Origin of the sequence: Streptomyces sp. NPDC023723 (genome assembly GCF_040639815.1) — a bacterium.
GTDB lineage: Bacteria > Actinomycetota > Actinomycetes > Streptomycetales > Streptomycetaceae > Streptomyces.
In genome coordinates this window covers 221350-238711 of the sequence record NZ_JBFAAP010000002.1, presented here as the reverse complement: position 1 = coordinate 238711, position 17362 = coordinate 221350, and the positions used below count along the sequence as shown (strand labels likewise).

The window sequence follows — 17362 nt, the reverse complement described above, 5'->3', positions numbered from 1 at the left end:
TGCGTGCGCCGGACACGATGGCGGCGGAGTTGGCCCCGGAGGGATGGGGGGAGGGGGGAGGGGGAGGGGGGGAGCAGCTTCGCCGCTGCACGCGATCCATCGATCGTGTGCGCGCAGTCAGCTTTGGGCGCCACTGTCAGTGCGGCGATGGAAGATCGCAACAGCGCGTCATATGCCGGGCGTTCGGGCCGACTCTGCGTTACTCTGGGGATCAATTCGAACGTAAATTCGAACAGGACGGTGAGGTCATTGACGACGATGAGCGGGCGGGGGCCGGTTGCCGGCGGTGAGCGGTCGTGGTGACCGGCGGGCCGCAGGAGCGCCTGGCCGATGTGACGGCCGCCGCGGTCGCGGTGGCGGTGGCATCCGCGCAGGCCGGCCGGTACACCGGAGAGGTCGGGCGCACCCTGGCCGCGGTCGTGGGCGAGGTCGGGGCGCGGATCGCCGACGACGCCGAAGTGCGCGGGTTCTCGATGGGGTGGCAGGAGGCCGTGGCGGCCCGGTCCGTCCCCAGAACCCCCGGACCCCGCTGATCCAGGTCTCCGTCGGCCGGGCTCCGGCCGTCAGGGACACGTAGCGTCCTCACGCGGAGTGACCGCCGCGCGCCGGTTCCCCACGGGCCCCTCCGGCTCCGTGCCGTACCGGTCCCCGGCGGGCGCCCGCCATCATCCCCGTACCAGGGAAAAGCCCCCGGTTCCGTGAGTTCACGGGACCGGGGGCTGGTCGGTGCGGGGTGGGCGCCGGGTCAGTCGGCGCGGGCGCCGGCCGGGGGGCGCCTGGTGGCGCGTTCGGCGGCGAAGACGTCCTCCAGGCGGTAGAGGTGGGTACGGCCCTGGCGGCCGGCCGGGTTCAGGTGGCCGAGCTGGACCCACTTGCGGATCGTCGCCGGGACGACTCCGGTCTCCTGGGCGGCGAGTGCGCCGGTCACCAGCGTGGCGCCGGCGGCGGCGTACGGGCGGAGTGTCACCGGGGCTCACCTGCCGCCCGCTCGCCCGTCAGGGCCTCCCACGCGTCCCGCTCCCACAGGTGGCGGAAGGCCGGGTCGGTGGCGCAGTCGCAGTCCGGACTCCCGCACCGGCAGCCGGGGTTGACGCACAGCACCGCGTTCCGGTCCGGGAAGGCGCGCAGGGAGACGGAGTCGCACCACGGGCAGCGGCCGGGCAGCCGGACCATCGTCTCGGTCTCGCCCAGGGCGCGGGCGCAGCGGCGGGCCATCCGGCGCAGCTCGTCGCGGGCATGGCGGGCGAGCAGCGGGTCGGCGGCCGTTCTGCCCAGCAGTCCCCCGACCCGGGCGAGCCGTTCCGGGAGCGCGGCGCGGCGGGGGCGGCCCAGGCCGAGCCGGTCGTACAGCGCCTCCTCCAACTCCACCACGCCGTCCGTGATGTCGCGCAGCGCGTCCGACACGTGCAGGCGTACCGGCGCGGCCGAGTGGCCGGGGACGGCGAGGCCGTGCTGCTGCTCGTTGCGCAGGGCCTCCGCGCGTTCCTCGCGGAGCAGGGCGGCGAGGGCGGCGCGCTCGGCGGGGCCGGGTGCGCGCCGGGCGGCGGTGCCGCGGCTGCCCGCCGACGGGGCCAACTCGTCGAGCAGGTCGGGGAGCTGGCGCAGCAGGGTCGTCGCCCACAGGGCCGCGTCCCGCGCGGTGCCGTCCCCGTCCCCGACCCCGACCTCGTCGCCGGGGGCCTGCGCGTCACGCGGTACGGGGGTCGTGCCCGGGGTGGCGGCTGTTCGCGCGGACGTGTGCTCAGTCATGGCGTGGCCCTTCTCGTGCGGGAGGTGCGGAGGCGCGGGGGCGCGGAGGTGCGGAGGTGCGGGAGGTTTCGGGGTGATCGGCCGTGATCGGGGTCTGATCGGGGTGATCGGGTGGTGGGCGGGCGGGTGTTGCGGGACCGGGGTTCAGGCCGCCGCCGTACGGCGCCGTCTGCCCCGGTCCAGGGCGACCGGGCGGCCGTTGTGCCACAGCAGGCCCGCGCAGACGCCGTCGAACCAGTTGTCGGCCGGGGCCACCGTCTCCTCGCAGAGCCGTACGACCGGGCACCGGGCGCAGGCGGCGAGGGCCGGGGCGGCCTGGGCGGGGCGGCGGGCGAAGACCGCTTCGGGCGGCAGCCCGGCGCAGGCGGCCGCCTCGGTCCAGGTGTGGTCGAGGGTGGTGCGAGGAGCGAGGTCCATGAGGTCTCCGGGGAACACGAGTAGCGAGCGGCGAAGGAGGAGGGAGAGACAGCCGCCGCACGGCACACTGACAGATTGCGTGCGAGCTCGCAACGAAAATTTGACAGTGGGGTTCCGGTTGAACACGGAGGGTGCGATGTGGTGGGGTGGAGGTGGCCGGATGCAGCACTCTCTCGACGGAATCTCCACATTGCGCGCGTAAAATTTGGAATTCCGTGCGCGCAAGCGCGATAGCCTGGTGCCCGCTTTGGAGGGAGGCGAGCATCCGTGACAGTCAGCGAACTGGAAGCGTTCACGGTCTGGATCGAAGAGGTGATCCGCCGACGGGGCTACGACATCGACAGTCCGCGCGGCGGCGGCAAGTCGCGCCTGGCCGACGAGGCGGGGGTGCACCGCGCCGCCATCACCCGGCTGCTCCAGCGCCAGAGCATGCCTGACCTGGAGACCATGCGGCGGCTGGCTCACGTCCTCGACATCCCGGTACGGGAGATGCTGATCCGCTCCGGGCGGCTCAGCGAGGAGGACCTGCCGCTGCCGTCGTCGTCCGAGGCCGGCGTCGACCGGTCCGGCGGTGAGCGGCAACAGCTCACCCTGGAGGAGGCCGCCACGGCCCTCGGCATCCCGGCCGAGCAGCGGGAGATGTTCCTGCGCGTCGCCGGGCAGTTCCTGCCGGCCCCGGCCGCCCGCGACCTTCCCGCCCGGCGCAGCCGGCGCGGCTGATCTCCGCGCGCCCTTCGAATGGGTGAGCAGACACGTCCTGGGCTGCGAAAAGGCAAGACAGTTAAGCTGTTCGAGTCCGTCCCCGGAGGCGGCCTTCGGGCGGGGGACGGGACGCCCCTGCCGGTGACGGCAGTACGGCGGTAACGAAGGGGACGTCAGAAAGAGCCGCGCATGGTCGAGGGCGAGCAAGGCTCCCGGCAGGCGAAGGGCTCAAGTGCTCTCGGGCAACTGCTCGCCGAGGTCGGCGCGCTGCTGGAGCAGTACGAACCCGGTGAGCTCGAGGTCGTGCCCCGCGACGCACGCGAACGGGCCGAATTCGACGCGTACGGGCAGGGCTGGCGGGACGCCGCCGCGCAGTACCGTTCCCTCATCGATCTGGTCACCGCTGCCGCCGTGCCCGGCAGCGGCCGTACTCCTGGGCAGGCGGCCGTCATCCCGTTCCGCCGCCGGGAGCGGCCCGACCGGGCGGGCCAGGGTATGCGGCGTGAACGGGCCGGCGGCGATCCCGGTGGTGGCCGTACGGAGAAGCAGGGGACGTCGTCCGGTCGTGACGACGAGGGCACGCGCCCCGGTACTCCCGCGGAGCCGGGAACGCTCCCGGTCCCGGCCGGTCCCGACGAGCGTCGGCCAGAAGCCGAGGCCCCCGAGGCCGCCGGAACGGACGCCGCGACCGGACCCGACACCGCCGCACCGGCCGAGACCGGCACGCACACCACTGGCACCCACCCCGACGAACCGCCGGTCTTCGCACCCAAGAACCCCCGCTCCCGCGCCCCCACCATCCCCCGCCTCTTCCGTCAGCCCCGCCCGGACCGCCACGGCGGGGAATGAGGCCGGCGAAGGATGACGCCGGCCGACTGGAGCGAGCTCCTCGCCGCCCAGGAGGCCGATGGGTCGCCCCCGCCACCATCCGCAAGTTGGTCCCACTCCCGGGCACCGGGTGTGCGTGGCGGGGTGCGACGCCAGCATGCGCGCGATCAGGCCCGCGTCACGGAGCGGGAGGGCTGTGGCCGCGCGGCGGCCCGCTCGGACTCCTCACGCGTCGCGTGGCCATGAGGTCTCAGGAATGGAGGAGGGCGGAAGGGGGCGGGCCCGGCGGATTGCTGGGCGCGGCGGTGGTGTCGGCGCGCTCGTGCGGCAACCGGCGCCGGGCCACAACCGGCGCCGGGACGGCGACCGGAGTCAGCGCCGCCCGGAACGGCCCGGCGAGGAGTAGGACCGAAGTAAGACCGAAGTAGGACCGAAGTAGGGCCGAAGTACGTCCGAACCCCGTTGACCTCCGCGTACTGTCGGAGTGCCGATGCCAGGCCGTGGTCGGCGCCGTCGGCTCACCCGGCCGCCGTGCCTCGAGTCAGCCGGCCTCCGTGCCTCAAGTCACCCGGCCTCCGTGCCTCGAGTCCGTCCGGTTGGGGATCGTCTTCACAGCGGCGCGGACAGTACGCGGCGACGGGCGGCGCACGAGATTCCCTGGTGGCGGCGGGCGTTCGAGCCGCCCGACCCTAATGGATCTCTGCCCGCGGCCTTGCGGCTTCGGTTAAGGTGCACCGCATGTCCACAAGATTCGAACAAGGTGAGGAACCCGAGAGATTCGGACAACTCGCCTCCCGGCGACGAGTGTTGCGGGCGCTGGCCGCCGCCCCCGCCGTCGTCGCGCTGGCCGGATGCGGCACGGGCACGGACGCGAAGTCCGGCGAGACCGCCGGTACCGCCGCGTCGCCCTACGAACTGCCCTCGACGGCCGGCCGGGCCGGGGGCGGGCGGACGAAGCCGCTGGATTTCGGGCTCGCCTACAGTGACACCCTGCCGTGGATGAGCGACGCGGACCTCGCCCAGGCGCTCGACGACGCCGCCGATCTCGGCATCACCTGGATCCGCGCCGACCTGGCCTGGACGAACATCCAGCCCGACAGCCCGACGCAGTACCTGTGGGAGCGCTTCGACCGCGTCGCCTCGGCTGCCCGGGAGCGGGACCTGACGGTGCTCGCCACCCTCGGCTACACGCCCCAGTGGTCGCGGGACGCCGCGTGCATGTACAAGAACCAGTCCTGCCCGCCCGCGGACAACGCCCGCTTCGCGCAGTTCGCCACGGAGGCGGTCACCCGGTACGCCGCGATGGGCGTGCACGCCTGGCAGATCTGGAACGAGCCCAACATCAGCGGCTTCTGGCCCGGCGGCCCCGACCCCGAGCGCTACACCGACATGCTCGCGCAGGTCTCCCAGGCCGTCCGTGCGGCCGACTCCGAGGCGTTCGTCGTGATGGCCGGGCTCGCCAACGCCGACACCGAGGGCGCGGGCAAACGGCAGTCCGCGGCCGACTTCCTCGACGCGGCACTGAAGTTGGGGGCCGCCGAGCACATCGACGCCGTCAGCTTCCACCCGTTCTCGCGCACCCTGCTGCCCAGCACCAAGACCGGTGACAGCCCCTACGAGCGGGTGGACGGCGCCCGCAAGAGCCTGACCGCGGTCCTGAAGTCGTACGAGCAGACCGGCCTGGAGATCTGGCTCACCGAGACGGGCTCGCCCACCCACGGCCGGGGCGCCGCCGCCGACAGCGAGCAGCCCGGCGAGGACGCCACCCACGCCACCGCCGGCTTCCAGGCGAAGATCGCCACCGACACCGTGCCGGCGGCGGACGCCCTCGGCGCGGTCACCAAGGTGTTCTGGTACAGCCACCGCGACACCAAGCCGCCGGAGGCGAACGCCGTCGGCAGCCACTACTACGGACTCATCGAGTACACCGGCGAGCACAAGCCGTCGTTCGCGGCCTATCGTGACGCCATCGCGGACTACCGCGCCCAGAACTGACGGCCGCTGAGCCGGGCGGGGGGGAAAGTCCGCCCCGGCCAGTCGCCGTGACACCGTCAGCACCAAGTGGGGGGAAAGTGATTCGCGCACACCGGCGTCGACGGGGCAGCCGTGCCGAAACATAGCCGTCCCCGCGCGGCCCCCTCCGTCTACCGCAACTCGCTCTTCGTGCTGACCACCACCGCCACCACCGCCCTGCTCGGCTTCCTGTTCTGGGTGGTCGTCGCGCGCTTCTACACCCCGGTCCAGGTCGGCATCGCCACCTCGCTCATCTCCGCGATGAGTCTGATCTCGTACCTGAGCCAGTTCGGCCTCAACAGCACCCTCGTCCGCTTCCCCGCGGCCTCGCCCGACCGCAACGCCCAGCTCACGCTGGCACTGTGCGCGGTCGCCGGGGCCGGCGGACTGCTGGCGCTCGGCTATCTGGCGGGCCTGCCCTGGTACGGCGAGAAGCTGCTGTTCGTGCGGGAGAACCCGCTCGCGATCACGGCGTTCGTCCTGCTGTGTGCCTTCGCCGCGCTCAACCAACTGGCCAAGTCGGTCTTCACCGGGGCGCGCGCCCCCCAGCTCAACGTCCTCTCGGACGGGCTGGCGCAAGGCCTGGTCAAGCTCGCCCTGCCCGTCTGCCTCACCGGCTTCGGCATGTACGGGGTCGTCGGGTCCACCGGCGCCGGATTCGCCGCCGCCGTGGTGTGCGCGGTGTTCCTCATGCGCCGCCGGCTCGGCTTCCGCTTCGAACCGCGGTGGGGCGGCACCCGGCTGCGCGAGCAGTTCGGCTACTCCCTGGCCAGCTACGCCTCCGGGCTGCTGAACCTGGTACCGCAGCTCGTCCTGCCGCTGATCGTGCTGCACCAGCTCGGCGCGGCCGCGACCGGCTACTTCTACGTGGCCTTCCAGATCGCGGCCCTGCTGAACGCCATCGCCTTCTCCGTCGGCGAGGCGTTGTTCGCGGAGGGTTCGCACGACCCCGGACAACTGCCCGTACTGCTGCGCCGCACCGCCGTGATCATCGCCGCCGCCCAGACCCCGGCCGCCGCCGTGATCGCGGTGGGCAGCGGGCTCGTCCTGTGGGTGTTCGGACCGGGATACGCCGACGCCGCCGGGCCCCTGCTGGTCGCCTTCGCCCTCGGCTCGCTGGCGGTCGCGCTCTCCTCCTGGGCGAACTTCGCCCTGAAGGTCACCCGGCAACTGCGCCAGCTCATCGTCAACAACGCCGTGTTCGCCCTGGTGACGCTGGGGCTGGCGTTGTGGTGGGCGGACCGCGGGCTGGTCTGGATCGGCTGGGCCTGGGGGGCGGGCAACCTCGCCTCGGGCCTGGTCGCCGTGACCGCGCTGCTGCGCGGACGCCGGGGCCAGTCGCCGTCACCCGGCCGGACGCCACCCGGCGAGGCGGCCGCGGCTGTCGGGTCCGGGCCGGGCGGGCCGGGCGCGCCCGCCGCATCGGACCCCTACGGGTCGGGGCCGGCCGGCGCGCCCGAGCCCGGTGGCCCGTGGCCGTCCGAAGCACCGGTGCCCGGCGGTTCCGGGCCGGCGGCGGGAACTGTGCCGGCCGCGGGGCCTGTGCCGCCCGGTGGCCCGTGGCCGTCCGAATGGCCGGTACTCGGCGCCTCCGTGTCGGCAGCCGGGACAGTACCGGGTGGCCCGTGGTCGCCCGACCCGTATGAGCCCGCTGGCCCGTGGTCGCCCGACCCGTACGAGCCCGGGGGCCCCGCGTCGCCTGCCTCGTACGAGTCCGGTGGTCCGTGGCCGCCCGCCCCCTACGAGCCGGTGCCCGGCGGCTCCGTGCCGCCCGCCCCGTACGAGCCGAACCCCCTTCCACCGCCTGCCCCCGCCCCCGCCCCCGGCGAGTGGCCCCACGACCCCGACCCCTGGACGCGCTCGTGAAACTCCTGCACGTCATCAACATCGGCCACGAGGCGGGCGGTGCCGAGCGCAGCGTACGTCTCATCCAGCAGGGCATGACCGCCCGCGGCCACCGGATGCGCACCGTCGCCACCACCCTCGACGCCGAGGGCCGGGAACTGTTCGCCGACGACCTCGTCCCCGCGATCACCGGCGGCGCCGCCCAGCGGCTGCTCGGATACCTCTGGCACCGCGACGCCCACCGCCGGCTGGCCCGGATCATGGACGAGTTCCAGCCCGACCTCGTCCACCTGCACACCATCGGCGAGTTCAGCCCGGCGGCCCTCGCCGCCACGGACCGCGCCCCGCAGATCCTCACCCTGCACGGCCCCGAGGACTGGACGCTGGAGCTGCTGCGCTGGAACCTGCGCTCGGCCACCCGCGGCGAGCGGCTGTCCCTGCCCGACCAGGCCCGCTACCTCTACCTGCGATACCTCCAGCGCCCCGCCTACCTGCCCCGGCTGCGCCGGCTCGACCGCGTCCTCGCCCCCAGCGGCTACTTCGCCGAACTGGTCCGGCGGGACATCGGCCGGGTGCCCGTGCACGTCCTGCCCAACGGCGTGCCCCGCACGGCCCTGCCGCTGCCGGTCAAGGAGCCCGGCCGGCTGCTGTACGTCGGGCGGCTGGAACGGGTCAAGGGGGTGCACGTCCTGCTGGACGCCTTCCGGGCCCTGGGGCCGGACCATCCCGGCGCCACCCTCGACATCGTCGGCGACGGCGCCGACCGGGCCGCGCTGGAGGCCGCCGCCGGGGATCTCACGGCCGCCGGACAGGTGCGCTTCCGCGGCTGGCTGGCTCCGGACGCCGTCGCCGGGGCGCTCGCCGACGCGTCGGTCGTGGTCATCCCGTCCGTCTGGCCCGAGAACTTCCCCACGGTCGCTCTGGAGGCCCTCCAGATCGGCCGCCCGCTGGTGGCCTCCCGAGTGGGCGGACTGCCCGAACTCGTCGGTGAGGACAACGGCGTGCTCGTCCCCGCCGGTGACGCCACCGCGCTGGCCGGCGCCCTGCGCCCGCTCGTGGGCGACCTGGAGCGGCTGCGCCGGCTCGGCGAGGGCTCGGCCGCCCGCGCCGACCGTTATGACGTCGAGCGGTTCCTCGACGCGTTGGAGAACCACTACAGAGAGGCCGCCCGCCGGTGAACGTCGTCATCGTCAACGCCTTCGAACGCGGCAACCGCGGCGACGCGGCACTGCTCAGCGTCGCCATCGATCAGGTGCGGGCCGCCTACCCGGGCGCCCGGGTGCGGATCGCCGGGTTCGAGGAACCCGCGGAGTACGCGGAATTCGACGGCGCCGAGAACATCGGGTCCATCCGCCGTCACATCGGCCGGGAGGACGCCGCCCGCATCGCCCGGATCAGCGGCAAACTGCTCGCCGTCCTGCTCGGCGCCCTCGCCGCGCTGCCCGGCGGCGGCCGGCTCGTCAGGGCGCTCGCCCGGCTGATGCCCGCGGAGATACGCCGTGAGGTACGGGCCCTCGCCGAGGCCGACCTGGTGCTGTCGCTGGGCGGCGGCTATCTGCGCGGCACCAAGGACTTCCCCTCCGACCTGAGCGTGGCGTTCCTGCTGCTGCCGCTGTGGCTGGCAGCCCGGTTCGGCACTCCGGTCGTCCTGGGCCCCCAGTCCTACGGACCCTTCCCCACCCGGACGCAGCGGACGCTGATGCGCCGGGTGCTGCGGCAGGCGCGGCTGGTCTCGGTGCGCGAGGACATCAGTGTGCGGCGGCTGGCGGAGATCGGGGTGTCCGGCCCGTACCTGGAGCGCGGCATCGACAGCGCCTTCGCCTTCCGCGGCCGGTCCACCCGCCCGTGGCGGACCGAACTCGGCGTCGCCCCCGGCGCGCGGCTGGTCCTGGTCACCGCACGGCAGCATCTGCCCGGCGCCGAGCAGGCGGCGTACGAGGCGGCGATGGCCGCCACCATCGGCCACCTGCTCACCGCGCCCGACTGCCACGTGGTGCTCGTCCCCCAGGTGACCTGCGCCTTCCAGGCGGACGACGACCGGATCGTCAACCGCCGGATCGCCGCCCAGCTGTTCAGCGACCGCCTGCACCTGGTCGACGACGCCTCCCTCGACCACCATGACGTCTTCGCCCTGTACGGGCAGGCCGACCTGATCCTCGGCACCCGGTTCCACTCGGTGATCTTCGGTCTGCTGTCCGAGGTGCCGTGCGCCGCCATCGAGTACGACCACAAGACCCGCGGCATCATGCAGGACCTGGGCCTCGGCGACTGGGTGCTGCGGATGGACGAGGTGCGTCCCGGCAACCTGATCCCGCTGGTGGACCGGCTCATCGAGGAGTCGGACGGTTACCGGGCCCACCTGCGCGCCGTGCTGCCGGACTACCGGGCCCGCGCCGAGGAGTTCACCGGGCGGCTGCGGTCGGTCGTGCCCCCGGCCCGGACCCGCACGGTGGCCGTGGTCTCCTCGTACTACCCGCCGAAGATCGGCGGCGTGGAGAACTACGCGGCCCGCATCGCCGAGGGCGTCGCCGCCGCGCCCGGTATGCGGGCCGTCGTCCTGACCACCAACCCGGACGGGCGGCGCACCCGGGTCGCCGTCGAGAACGGCGTGAAGGTGGTACGGCTCGGCACCTGGCTGAAGCTGTCCAACAGCCCGCTCAGCCCGCTCTGGCCGTTCCAGGTCCGCCGCCGGCTGCGCCGGGAGCAGGTCGACGTCGTCAACGCGCACGCCCCGGTGCCCGGTCTCGCGGACATCGCGGTGTTCGCCGCGAAGCGCCGGCCGACGGTGCTGACGTACCACGCGGGCAGCATGCACAAGCAGGACGCCGGCAACGGCCTGGCCAACCGGATCATCGCCGTCTACGAGCGGTCCGTGCTGCCCCGGCTGCTGAAGCGCACCACCGTGCCGGTCGCCGTCGCGCCCGGCTCGATGGCGTACGGCAGGCCGCGCGCCCAGGAGATCCCGCCCGGCGTCGACATCCACCGCTGGACCCCCGGACCGCGCCCCTCCGAGCGGCCCGCCACCGTGGTGTACGTCGGCCGGATGGACTCCACCTCACGCTGGAAGGGCGTCGACCAGCTGATCCGCGCCTTCGCGCTGCTGACCGACCTGCCCGAGGCCCGGCTGAAGCTGATCGGCGGCGGTGACGACGTGGAGCACCTGCTCAAGCTCGCCGCCGAACTGGGCGTCGCCGACCGGGTGATCGCGGCGGGCGAACTGCGCGGCGACGACCTGGTGGACGCCGTGCGCCAGGCCCGGGCCGGGGTGCTGTCCTCGGTCAGCGACGCCGAGTGCTTCGGCACCGCGCTCGCCGAGGCGCAGGCCTGCGGCACCCCGGCCGTCGGCACGGCTGTCGGCGGGCTGCCCTTCACGGTGGCCGACGGCGAGACCGGCCTCATCGTGCCCCCGCGCGACCCCGAGGCGCTCGCGGCGGCCCTGCGCACCCTGCTCACCGACGACGAGCTGGCCGACCGGATGGGGCGGGCGGCCCGCACCCGAGTGGTCGAGAAGTACGACTGGCAGCGGCTGACCGAGCGGTACACGGAGCTGTTCCGCTCACTGTGACCGCGCGCGGGCGGGGGCTCCTCGGCGAGAACGCCGGGAGCCCCCGCCCGGCAGCGGCGTCAGCGGTGTCGCCCGCGGGCCTCCGTGTACGCCGCGACGAGGGTCTCGGCGTGCGAGTCCCAGGAGAACGCGGTCCGCGCGTACCGCGCCGAGTAGGCCGCCATCTCGGCGCGCAGCGCGGCGTCCGCCGCCAGCCGGGACAGCTCCCCGGCGATCGTCCCGGCGTCCCGTTCGGCGAACACGAAGCGGTCCGGGTCCAGGGCGTACGGCGCGTACCCCGGGTCGGGGGTGGTCACCACCGGCAGGCCGGACGCCATCGCCTCCTGCACCGACAGCGGGAAGCCCTCCGCGACCGACGGCAGCACGAACATGTCGCAGGCGCGGTAGAGGCGGGCCAGCCGGTCGGCGGGCAGGGCGCCGACGTAGTGCACGCCCGGCCGGTCCGCGACCGCCGCGGCGTCGCCGCCGCCCGCCAGGACCAGGTCGAAGCCGGTGCCCCGCGCACTCGCGGCGAGTGCGACGTCGTACCCCTTCTTCGGGACCAGCCGTCCGGCGAACAGCGCCAGCGGACGGTCGTCCGGGAGGCCGAACTCGGTCCGGATTTCGCGCTGTTCGGCGTCGTCCCGGCGCGGCCGGTACAGCCCGGTGTCCACCCCGTTGGGCAGGTGCCGCAGCCGCCCGGCCGGGACGCCGTGGTCGCGGACGAAGCCGGCGACCCGGGCGTTGAGGGTGAAGACGGTGCGCGCGCCCCGCCAGATCCGCCGCCCCGCCAGCCGGTACACGGCCCGCTGCACCGCCGTGACCAGTGCCGACGGATGATGGACCAGTTCCACGTGCTGGGTGACCAGCCAGGGGCGGCCGGTCCGCCGGGCGGCCCGGGCCGCGGCCCAGGACGTCAGATAGAAGGTGTCGTGCACGTGCACGACGTCCGCCCACGCCGCCCAGTGCCGCATCCGCCGCGGCAGGGCCGGCCCGAACAGCGGGAACGGCACCCCGAACCGGGCCTCCAGCCCGTTCCAGGCCCGTACCCGGACCACCCGCACACCGTCGTCCTCGACGGTCTCCGACGTCCGCTCGCCCGAGGTCACCACGGTGACCTCCAGACCGAGCCGGACCAGCCGGCGCGCCTCGGCCTGCGCGACGCGCTCGATGCCGCCCAGGTGCGGCGGGTAGAAGTGGCTGACGAGGAGCACCCGCCGTACTGGAGGGGTCATCTCAGCACCACCGAACCGCCGTTGTTGTACACCAGGTCCTTCTTCCGCTCCACGAGTTCGCGCGGGAACTCGTACGTGATCCGGTCGCCGCGGTAGAAGATCGACACGCGGCCGGTCTCGGCGGGCGTCGAGCCGAGCAGCAGGTAGGCGTCCTTGCTCAGCCACGCCGGACTCCCCACACCTCTGGCGTCGGACGCCATGTAGGGCTTCAGCCGCGTGTACGAGAAGCTGTCCATCTGGATGGGTGCCTGGTCCTTGCGCGACCGCTTCCAGGCGTCCAGCCACAGCGCGGCCCGTACCTCGCGCGCCTGGGTGTAGTAGATGTCGTAGTAGTCACCGCTGTTGGACAGCTGGAGCTGCGCCGGGTAACCGCCGAGCAGTTTCGGCATGACGCCCACCAGGTTCAGCAGCAGACAGAACGTGAGCACCGCGCCGAGGACCTCCTTGCGCCGGCCCGCCCAGCGCAGCACCCACAGGGTTCCGGCGGCCAGGAACGGAGCGAAGAAGAACAGCCCCTGCTGGAAGGCGCGCAGCACGCCGTAGTCCACGGACAGCTGCGGTACGACGGTGAACAGCGCGACCGCGCTGAGCGCGGCCCAGGCCAGCGTCGTCTGGTCCCGGACGGCACGGAACGCCGAGCGGCGGGCCCGCAGCACCACCCACAGGCCGAGCACGGTCATCAGCTGGAAGAAGTAGGCCGCCATACCGCGCACGGCCGCGTTCAGCGCCGCGACCGGCACGCCGGCCAGGTCCAGGACCCGGCCCAGCGGGGTGAGCGGCATGTCCGGGGTGGACACGGCCTGCCAGTCGATGCCGTCGAGATCCGCCTGGGTCAGCAGCAGACCGGCGCGTTCCTTCGCGGCCTCGGTCTTCGCCTGCCGGGCGTACTCCTCCAGGCGCTGCTGCGGCGACAGCTGCTCGCCGCCGAACAGGCTGTAACCGGTGTCGGAGGAACCGGCCGTGTCCTTCTCGGGCGACACCAGGTCGGAGACCGTCTGGGCCACCGTGGTCTGCAACTGGCCACCGGTGTGGGTGACCGGCCCCGCCCAGACCAGCGCCGCGACGGCCGGAATCAGTACCATCCACCACCGGGTGAACGACACCATCGCGTTGTCGCGCCGCAGCCGCCGCGACCGCTCCCGGCCCCGCCGGGACAACAGCCGCCATGCCTTGTCGAAGCCCAGCGCGAGCCCGAGGGTCCCGATCACCACGTAGCCGGTGGAGTAGTGCGCAAGGACCACCCCGACCAGCAGCACCACGAACAGCACCCGCCGGGCCGGGCGCGGTCCCCGGCTGTCGGTGAGCACCACCATCGCGCTGCCCAGCAGCAGGAACGCGATGGCCTGCCGGCAGAGGAAGACCATGTCGGTGAGGAAGGTCGGGAAGGCGACGAAGAAGACAGCGGCCAGCAGCGCCACCGAACGCGGGGCGGCGTTGCGTACCGAGCGGAACAGCATGACCGGAGTGAGCGCGAACAGCGCCGGGATGACCGCTTTGAAGATGTAGATGTCGTAGACGCCGGTGAGCTGCCGGATGCTCACCGGCAGCAGGGTGATGCTCAGACAGGCGTTGTAGGCGTGGCGGTAGGTGGAGACGTCCCAGTACTCGCCGCCCAGCGCCATCCGGTAGAAGAGGTACTCGGTCTGGACGTCGTGCCCGGTGATGAACCAGCCGCGCAGCGAAGCCAGCAGCAGCAGGGCCACCGTCGCCAGGTACAGCCCGGTCTCCAGCGCGCTCACGTGGTACCGGCGGCGCTTGACGGCCAGCAGCAACAGCAGCGAACCGCCGAGCACACTCGCGACGACGCTCACGGTGCCGCCGTAGCCGTTGTTCAGCCGGACCGCGCCGGCGATCCCGCACAGGACGGTCACCACCCCCGCGCACGTCACCGCCGTCAGTCCCGGGGTGGCGCGGGCCAGCCGCCACAGCCCGAGCGGCCCGGTGCGGGCGGCGGCGCTGTCGTACGGCGCGTATCGGCGGCGGAACCACCACAGGGCGCCGATGCCCAGCACCGTCACCGCGGTCAGGTTCACCGTGGTCAGCGGCCGGTCGACGCCGACCCAGGGCAGCACCGTGTTGACCACGAGCGCCAGCAGCATGTCGCCGAGGACGACCAGGCCGGCCGAGACCAGGGTGCCGCCGCTGCCGGTCGGCACGATCCGCCCGGCCAGCGGCCGCCAGAGCTGGAGCGGCGCACCGAAGAGCAGATACAGCCCGGCCGCCAGCCGGGGCAGCGCGGGCATGCCGGGCACCAGCACCGTTGCGGCACAGACCAGCGAGGCGATCAGCACGGCGCCGCCCGGCACGCCGGAACGGCGCCGGCCGCGGCGGCGCGAACCGCGCGGGCCGGTCTCCGGACCGGTGTCCGGGCCGGGCTCCGGGCCGCGCCGGTGGCGGTGGGCGACGGAGGTCAGCGCGAGGGTCTCGTCGATTTCCACGGTCATGACAGTGCTTCGGCGTAGACGTGTTCGACCCGCTCGGCGACCCGGGACCACGAGCACCCCTCGGCCTTGCGGGCGCTGCGCTCGGACAGGTCCCGCCACAGTGCCGGGTCGGTGGCCAGCAGGTCGATCCGCTCGGCCAGCGCGGCCGGCTCGGGAGCCGCCAGCAGTCCGGTGCCGTGCACCAGTTCCCTGCTGCCGGGCACGTCGGTGGCGACGACGGGCAGCCGCGCGGCCATGGCCTCCAGCACCACCAGCGGCATGCCTTCCTTGTCGGAGGGCAGCACGAAGGCGTCGCTGTCCGCGTACGCCTTCACCAGGTCGTCCCCGTGCAGTGCTCCGGCGAACTCGACGTTGTCCAGTCCGAGCCGGGCCGCCTGCTCGGTCAGTGCCCCGCGCAGCTCGCCGTCGCCGACGATGCGCAGCCGCACGTCCGTCTGGACCAGGGCCATGGCCGCCAGCAGCCGGGCCACGTTCTTCTGGATCTGCAGCCGTCCCACGAACAGCAGCCGCAGCCGCCCGGCGGCGGGAGCGGTCCGGGAAGCGAGGAAGTACTCGTCCGCCACTCCGTTCGGCACGATGTGCAGCCGGTGCCGGGGCACGTCGTACTGGGCGGCGAGGAAGTCCGCCATCTCCGCGGTGAGCGCGATCACCGCGGCGGCCCGGCGCAGCACCCGGCCGAGGAAGTGCCGCTTGTAGTGGGGGAGCAGCCGGCCCAGCGGACCACTGGCGTCCACGTCCAGATGGAAGTGAGCCACGTACGGCACTCCGCGCAGCGCGGCGACCGCGGCGACCAGCTCGGGTACCAGGGCGTGCGCGATGTGCAGATGCACGAGGTCACCGGACCGGGCCTTGGCCAGCTGCACGGGCAGCAGCGCGGAGACGGCGGTGTTGGCGACCTCGACGGCGGGCAGCCGGTGCACCCGCACGCCGTCCTCGACGTCGTGCCGGGGCAGGCCCTCGGTCCGCAGCCGGGTGGTCACCACGTGCACCTCGTGCCGCTGCGCGAGCTCCCGGGACAGGTGGGCCACCACCCGCTCCAGACCGCCCAGGGCCGGCGGGTAGTAGGGCGTGACCTGTATGACTCTGCGGCCCATGGCAGCCGTCCCCTTCTCCACGGGTCCCGTGACCTCCGGGTTGTCCCCGCTCACTCGGCGGTCTCCAGATGCCCGACGACGTACTCGGACCGGCCCGCCACCGAAACCCGCAGCGCGTCGGCGTCCTGCGCACCGGGTACGGCGACATCGACGACCTGCGCCTGCCCGTCCACGGCCCGTACGGTGGCCCACCCGGTGGCCAGCGGCTCACCGTCCCGGTCGGCCTCGGCCTTGAGGACGAAGCTGCCGGACACCTGCCGGGGCGCACCGTCGGCCAGTTCCGCGGCGGTCGGCCCGTCGGCGGTCGGCCCGCCGTGCGCGGTGAGGGCGAGCTGGGCCTGGAGTTTCGAACCGGCCAGGAACGGCAGCTCGGTGAAGTACAGCTCCAGGTAGGGGCGGTCCTGCCGGGTGAACGACCGCGCCAGTTCGGTGCGGACCGCCGGGGTCGAGCACGCGGCGATCACCGCGGCGGCCAGCGCGACGGCCACCAGGGCACGCCGGACCACCGGGCCGCGTGCCCCGGTGGCCGTCGCTGTCCCGGCCCTGCGGCGTCGCCCGCCCCGCGCTGTGTCAGTCCCCATCGTGCCCTTTCAGAAGCTGTACTCGATCATGCGAGACCGCGCCCGGTTCCCGCCAGTCCCCGGCCCGTCTGCTCGGGGGCGGCAGCGGGCTTCGGCGGCCGCACCGGCACCAGGGGCTGCGGAGCGGGCCGGGTGGAACGGTCGTACCACTGGGCCCGGGTCGAGGTGCGCAGCGCGTTGTCTCTGAGCCGGTGGCGGAAGAGCTGGGAGACGTTGGCCATGCCGTCGGAGAAGGCGTTGAGCTTCACCTCGCCGCCCCGGGGCCGGTACTCGATGGGCACCTCGAGGCAGCGGAAGCCCTCCCGGACGGCGGCGTTCTTGATCTCCTGCGAGAAGCCCATGCCGTCGGAGGTGACCTTGAGGGTCTCCCATATGTAGCTGCGGAACACCCACATGCCGCTCTGCGAGTCCCGCATCTGGCTCTTGAAGAGCTTGCGGCTGACCAGGCTGAGCGCGTGGTTGGCGAGCGTGTGCGACGGCTTCATCGCCTCGCGGTTCTCGCGGCCGAGCCGGTTGGTGTTGAGGAATTCCACCTGGTGCTCGTCGAGGATGCGCAGCAGCCGGGGCAGGTCGTCGAAGGGGTACGTGCAGTCGGCGTCGCCGGTGGCGATGACGTCGCCGCGGGCTGCGGCTATCCCGGCCTTGTAGGCGTTGCCGTACCCGCGCAGCGGCTGGTCCACCACGCGCGCGCCGTAGGAGGCGGCGATCTCGCCCGTGCCGTCCGTGGAACCGTTGTCCGCGATGACCACCTCGACGCCCCAGCCCTCCGCGGTGAGCGCGTCCAGCGGAATGGTGGCGAAGACGTGCGGCAGGTTCTCGGCCTCGTTCAAGGCGGGTATGACGATGGAAAGAGTTGACACAGTGGGCCCCCCCAACTGGTGATCACACAGTCGCGCAGGAGGCAAGCCTC

Annotated in this window: 15 protein-coding genes; 7 read left to right on the top strand and 8 right to left on the bottom strand. The window is 73.5% G+C overall.

Annotated features, from left to right (window positions below; all coding sequences use genetic code 11):
* Positions 1-299 precede the first annotated feature (299 nt).
* Positions 300-533: a hypothetical protein gene (locus tag AB0G32_RS03890; RefSeq protein WP_361157682.1), complete on the top strand. Its 234-nt coding sequence runs from the start codon at positions 300-302 to the stop codon at positions 531-533.
* A gap of 212 nt (positions 534-745) precedes the next feature.
* Here the strand turns inward: AB0G32_RS03890 and AB0G32_RS03885 are convergent, their stop codons facing one another.
* The 3 genes from AB0G32_RS03885 to AB0G32_RS03875 all read right to left on the bottom strand — a co-directional run bounded on the left by AB0G32_RS03885 (position 746) and on the right by AB0G32_RS03875 (position 2166).
* Positions 746-967, bottom strand: coding sequence for a MerR family transcriptional regulator (locus tag AB0G32_RS03885; RefSeq protein ID WP_361157679.1), 222 nt, complete (start codon positions 965-967; stop codon positions 746-748).
* Entirely contained in the window at positions 964-1749 is a 786-nt protein-coding gene (locus tag AB0G32_RS03880; RefSeq protein ID WP_361157676.1) for a hypothetical protein, read from the bottom strand. The genes AB0G32_RS03885 and AB0G32_RS03880 overlap by 4 nt, the downstream gene beginning before the upstream one ends.
* 144 nt (positions 1750-1893) lie before the next feature.
* Entirely contained in the window at positions 1894-2166 is a 273-nt protein-coding gene (locus AB0G32_RS03875; protein ID WP_361157673.1) for a WhiB family transcriptional regulator, read from the bottom strand.
* 267 nt (positions 2167-2433) lie between these two features.
* Here AB0G32_RS03875 and AB0G32_RS03870 point away from each other — a divergent pair, with 267 nt between their 5' ends.
* The 6 genes from AB0G32_RS03870 (at position 2434) to AB0G32_RS03845 (ending at position 11119) form a co-directional block, all read left to right on the top strand.
* A complete protein-coding gene (locus AB0G32_RS03870; RefSeq protein ID WP_361157671.1) occupies positions 2434-2886 on the top strand; it encodes a helix-turn-helix transcriptional regulator in 453 nt (150 codons plus the stop codon).
* A gap of 171 nt (positions 2887-3057) precedes the next feature.
* A complete protein-coding gene (locus tag AB0G32_RS03865; protein WP_361157669.1) occupies positions 3058-3717 on the top strand; it encodes a hypothetical protein in 660 nt (219 codons plus the stop codon).
* 717 nt (positions 3718-4434) lie between these two features.
* Entirely contained in the window at positions 4435-5691 is a 1257-nt protein-coding gene (locus AB0G32_RS03860; protein ID WP_361157667.1) for a cellulase family glycosylhydrolase, read from the top strand.
* A gap of 111 nt (positions 5692-5802) precedes the next feature.
* A complete protein-coding gene (locus tag AB0G32_RS03855) occupies positions 5803-7575 on the top strand; it encodes an oligosaccharide flippase family protein (RefSeq protein WP_361157664.1) in 1773 nt (590 codons plus the stop codon).
* Positions 7572-8732 carry a glycosyltransferase family 4 protein gene (locus tag AB0G32_RS03850; RefSeq protein ID WP_361157662.1) on the top strand — a complete coding sequence of 387 codons (1161 nt, stop codon included), beginning with the start codon at positions 7572-7574 and terminating at the stop codon, positions 8730-8732. Before AB0G32_RS03855 ends, AB0G32_RS03850 begins: the two co-directional genes overlap by 4 nt.
* Positions 8729-11119, top strand: a complete 2391-nt coding sequence (locus tag AB0G32_RS03845; RefSeq protein WP_361157659.1) for a glycosyltransferase — start codon at positions 8729-8731, stop codon at positions 11117-11119. Before AB0G32_RS03850 ends, AB0G32_RS03845 begins: the two co-directional genes overlap by 4 nt.
* Positions 11120-11178: 59 nt before the next feature.
* On the opposite strand, the gene AB0G32_RS03840 is transcribed toward AB0G32_RS03845, so the two are convergent.
* From AB0G32_RS03840 to AB0G32_RS03820, 5 genes are read right to left on the bottom strand one after another with little or no spacing between them, the layout of a single operon-like run.
* Positions 11179-12333, bottom strand: coding sequence for a glycosyltransferase family 4 protein (locus AB0G32_RS03840; RefSeq protein ID WP_361157656.1), 1155 nt, complete (start codon positions 12331-12333; stop codon positions 11179-11181).
* Positions 12330-14777 carry a DUF2206 domain-containing protein gene (locus tag AB0G32_RS03835; protein ID WP_361157653.1) on the bottom strand — a complete coding sequence of 816 codons (2448 nt, stop codon included), beginning with the start codon at positions 14775-14777 and terminating at the stop codon, positions 12330-12332. The genes AB0G32_RS03840 and AB0G32_RS03835 overlap by 4 nt, the downstream gene beginning before the upstream one ends.
* Positions 14774-15871, bottom strand: coding sequence for a glycosyltransferase family 4 protein (locus tag AB0G32_RS03830; protein ID WP_361157651.1), 1098 nt, complete (start codon positions 15869-15871; stop codon positions 14774-14776). Before AB0G32_RS03830 ends, AB0G32_RS03835 begins: the two co-directional genes overlap by 4 nt.
* Positions 15872-15921: 50 nt before the next feature.
* Positions 15922-16452, bottom strand: a complete 531-nt coding sequence (locus tag AB0G32_RS03825) for a hypothetical protein (RefSeq protein ID WP_361157649.1) — start codon at positions 16450-16452, stop codon at positions 15922-15924.
* A gap of 26 nt (positions 16453-16478) precedes the next feature.
* A complete protein-coding gene (locus AB0G32_RS03820) occupies positions 16479-17312 on the bottom strand; it encodes a glycosyltransferase family 2 protein (RefSeq protein ID WP_361157646.1) in 834 nt (277 codons plus the stop codon).
* Positions 17313-17362 lie beyond the last annotated feature (50 nt).

Excerpts from the sequence above, each read along its gene's own strand:
- AB0G32_RS03860 (WP_361157667.1), top strand. The coding sequence starts at position 4,435 with ATGTCCACAAGATTCGAACAAGGTGAGGAACCCGAGAGATTCGGACAA.
- AB0G32_RS03835 (WP_361157653.1), bottom strand. The coding sequence starts at position 14,777 with ATGACCGTGGAAATCGACGAGACCCTCGCGCTGACCTCCGTCGCCCAC.
- AB0G32_RS03840 (WP_361157656.1), bottom strand. The coding sequence starts at position 12,333 with ATGACCCCTCCAGTACGGCGGGTGCTCCTCGTCAGCCACTTCTACCCG.
- AB0G32_RS03880 (WP_361157676.1), bottom strand. The coding sequence starts at position 1,749 with ATGACTGAGCACACGTCCGCGCGAACAGCCGCCACCCCGGGCACGACC.
- AB0G32_RS03875 (WP_361157673.1), bottom strand. The coding sequence starts at position 2,166 with ATGGACCTCGCTCCTCGCACCACCCTCGACCACACCTGGACCGAGGCG.
- AB0G32_RS03830 (WP_361157651.1), bottom strand. The coding sequence starts at position 15,871 with ATGGGCCGCAGAGTCATACAGGTCACGCCCTACTACCCGCCGGCCCTG.
- AB0G32_RS03865 (WP_361157669.1), top strand. The coding sequence starts at position 3,058 with ATGGTCGAGGGCGAGCAAGGCTCCCGGCAGGCGAAGGGCTCAAGTGCT.
- AB0G32_RS03825 (WP_361157649.1), bottom strand. The coding sequence starts at position 16,452 with ATGGGGACTGACACAGCGCGGGGCGGGCGACGCCGCAGGGCCGGGACA.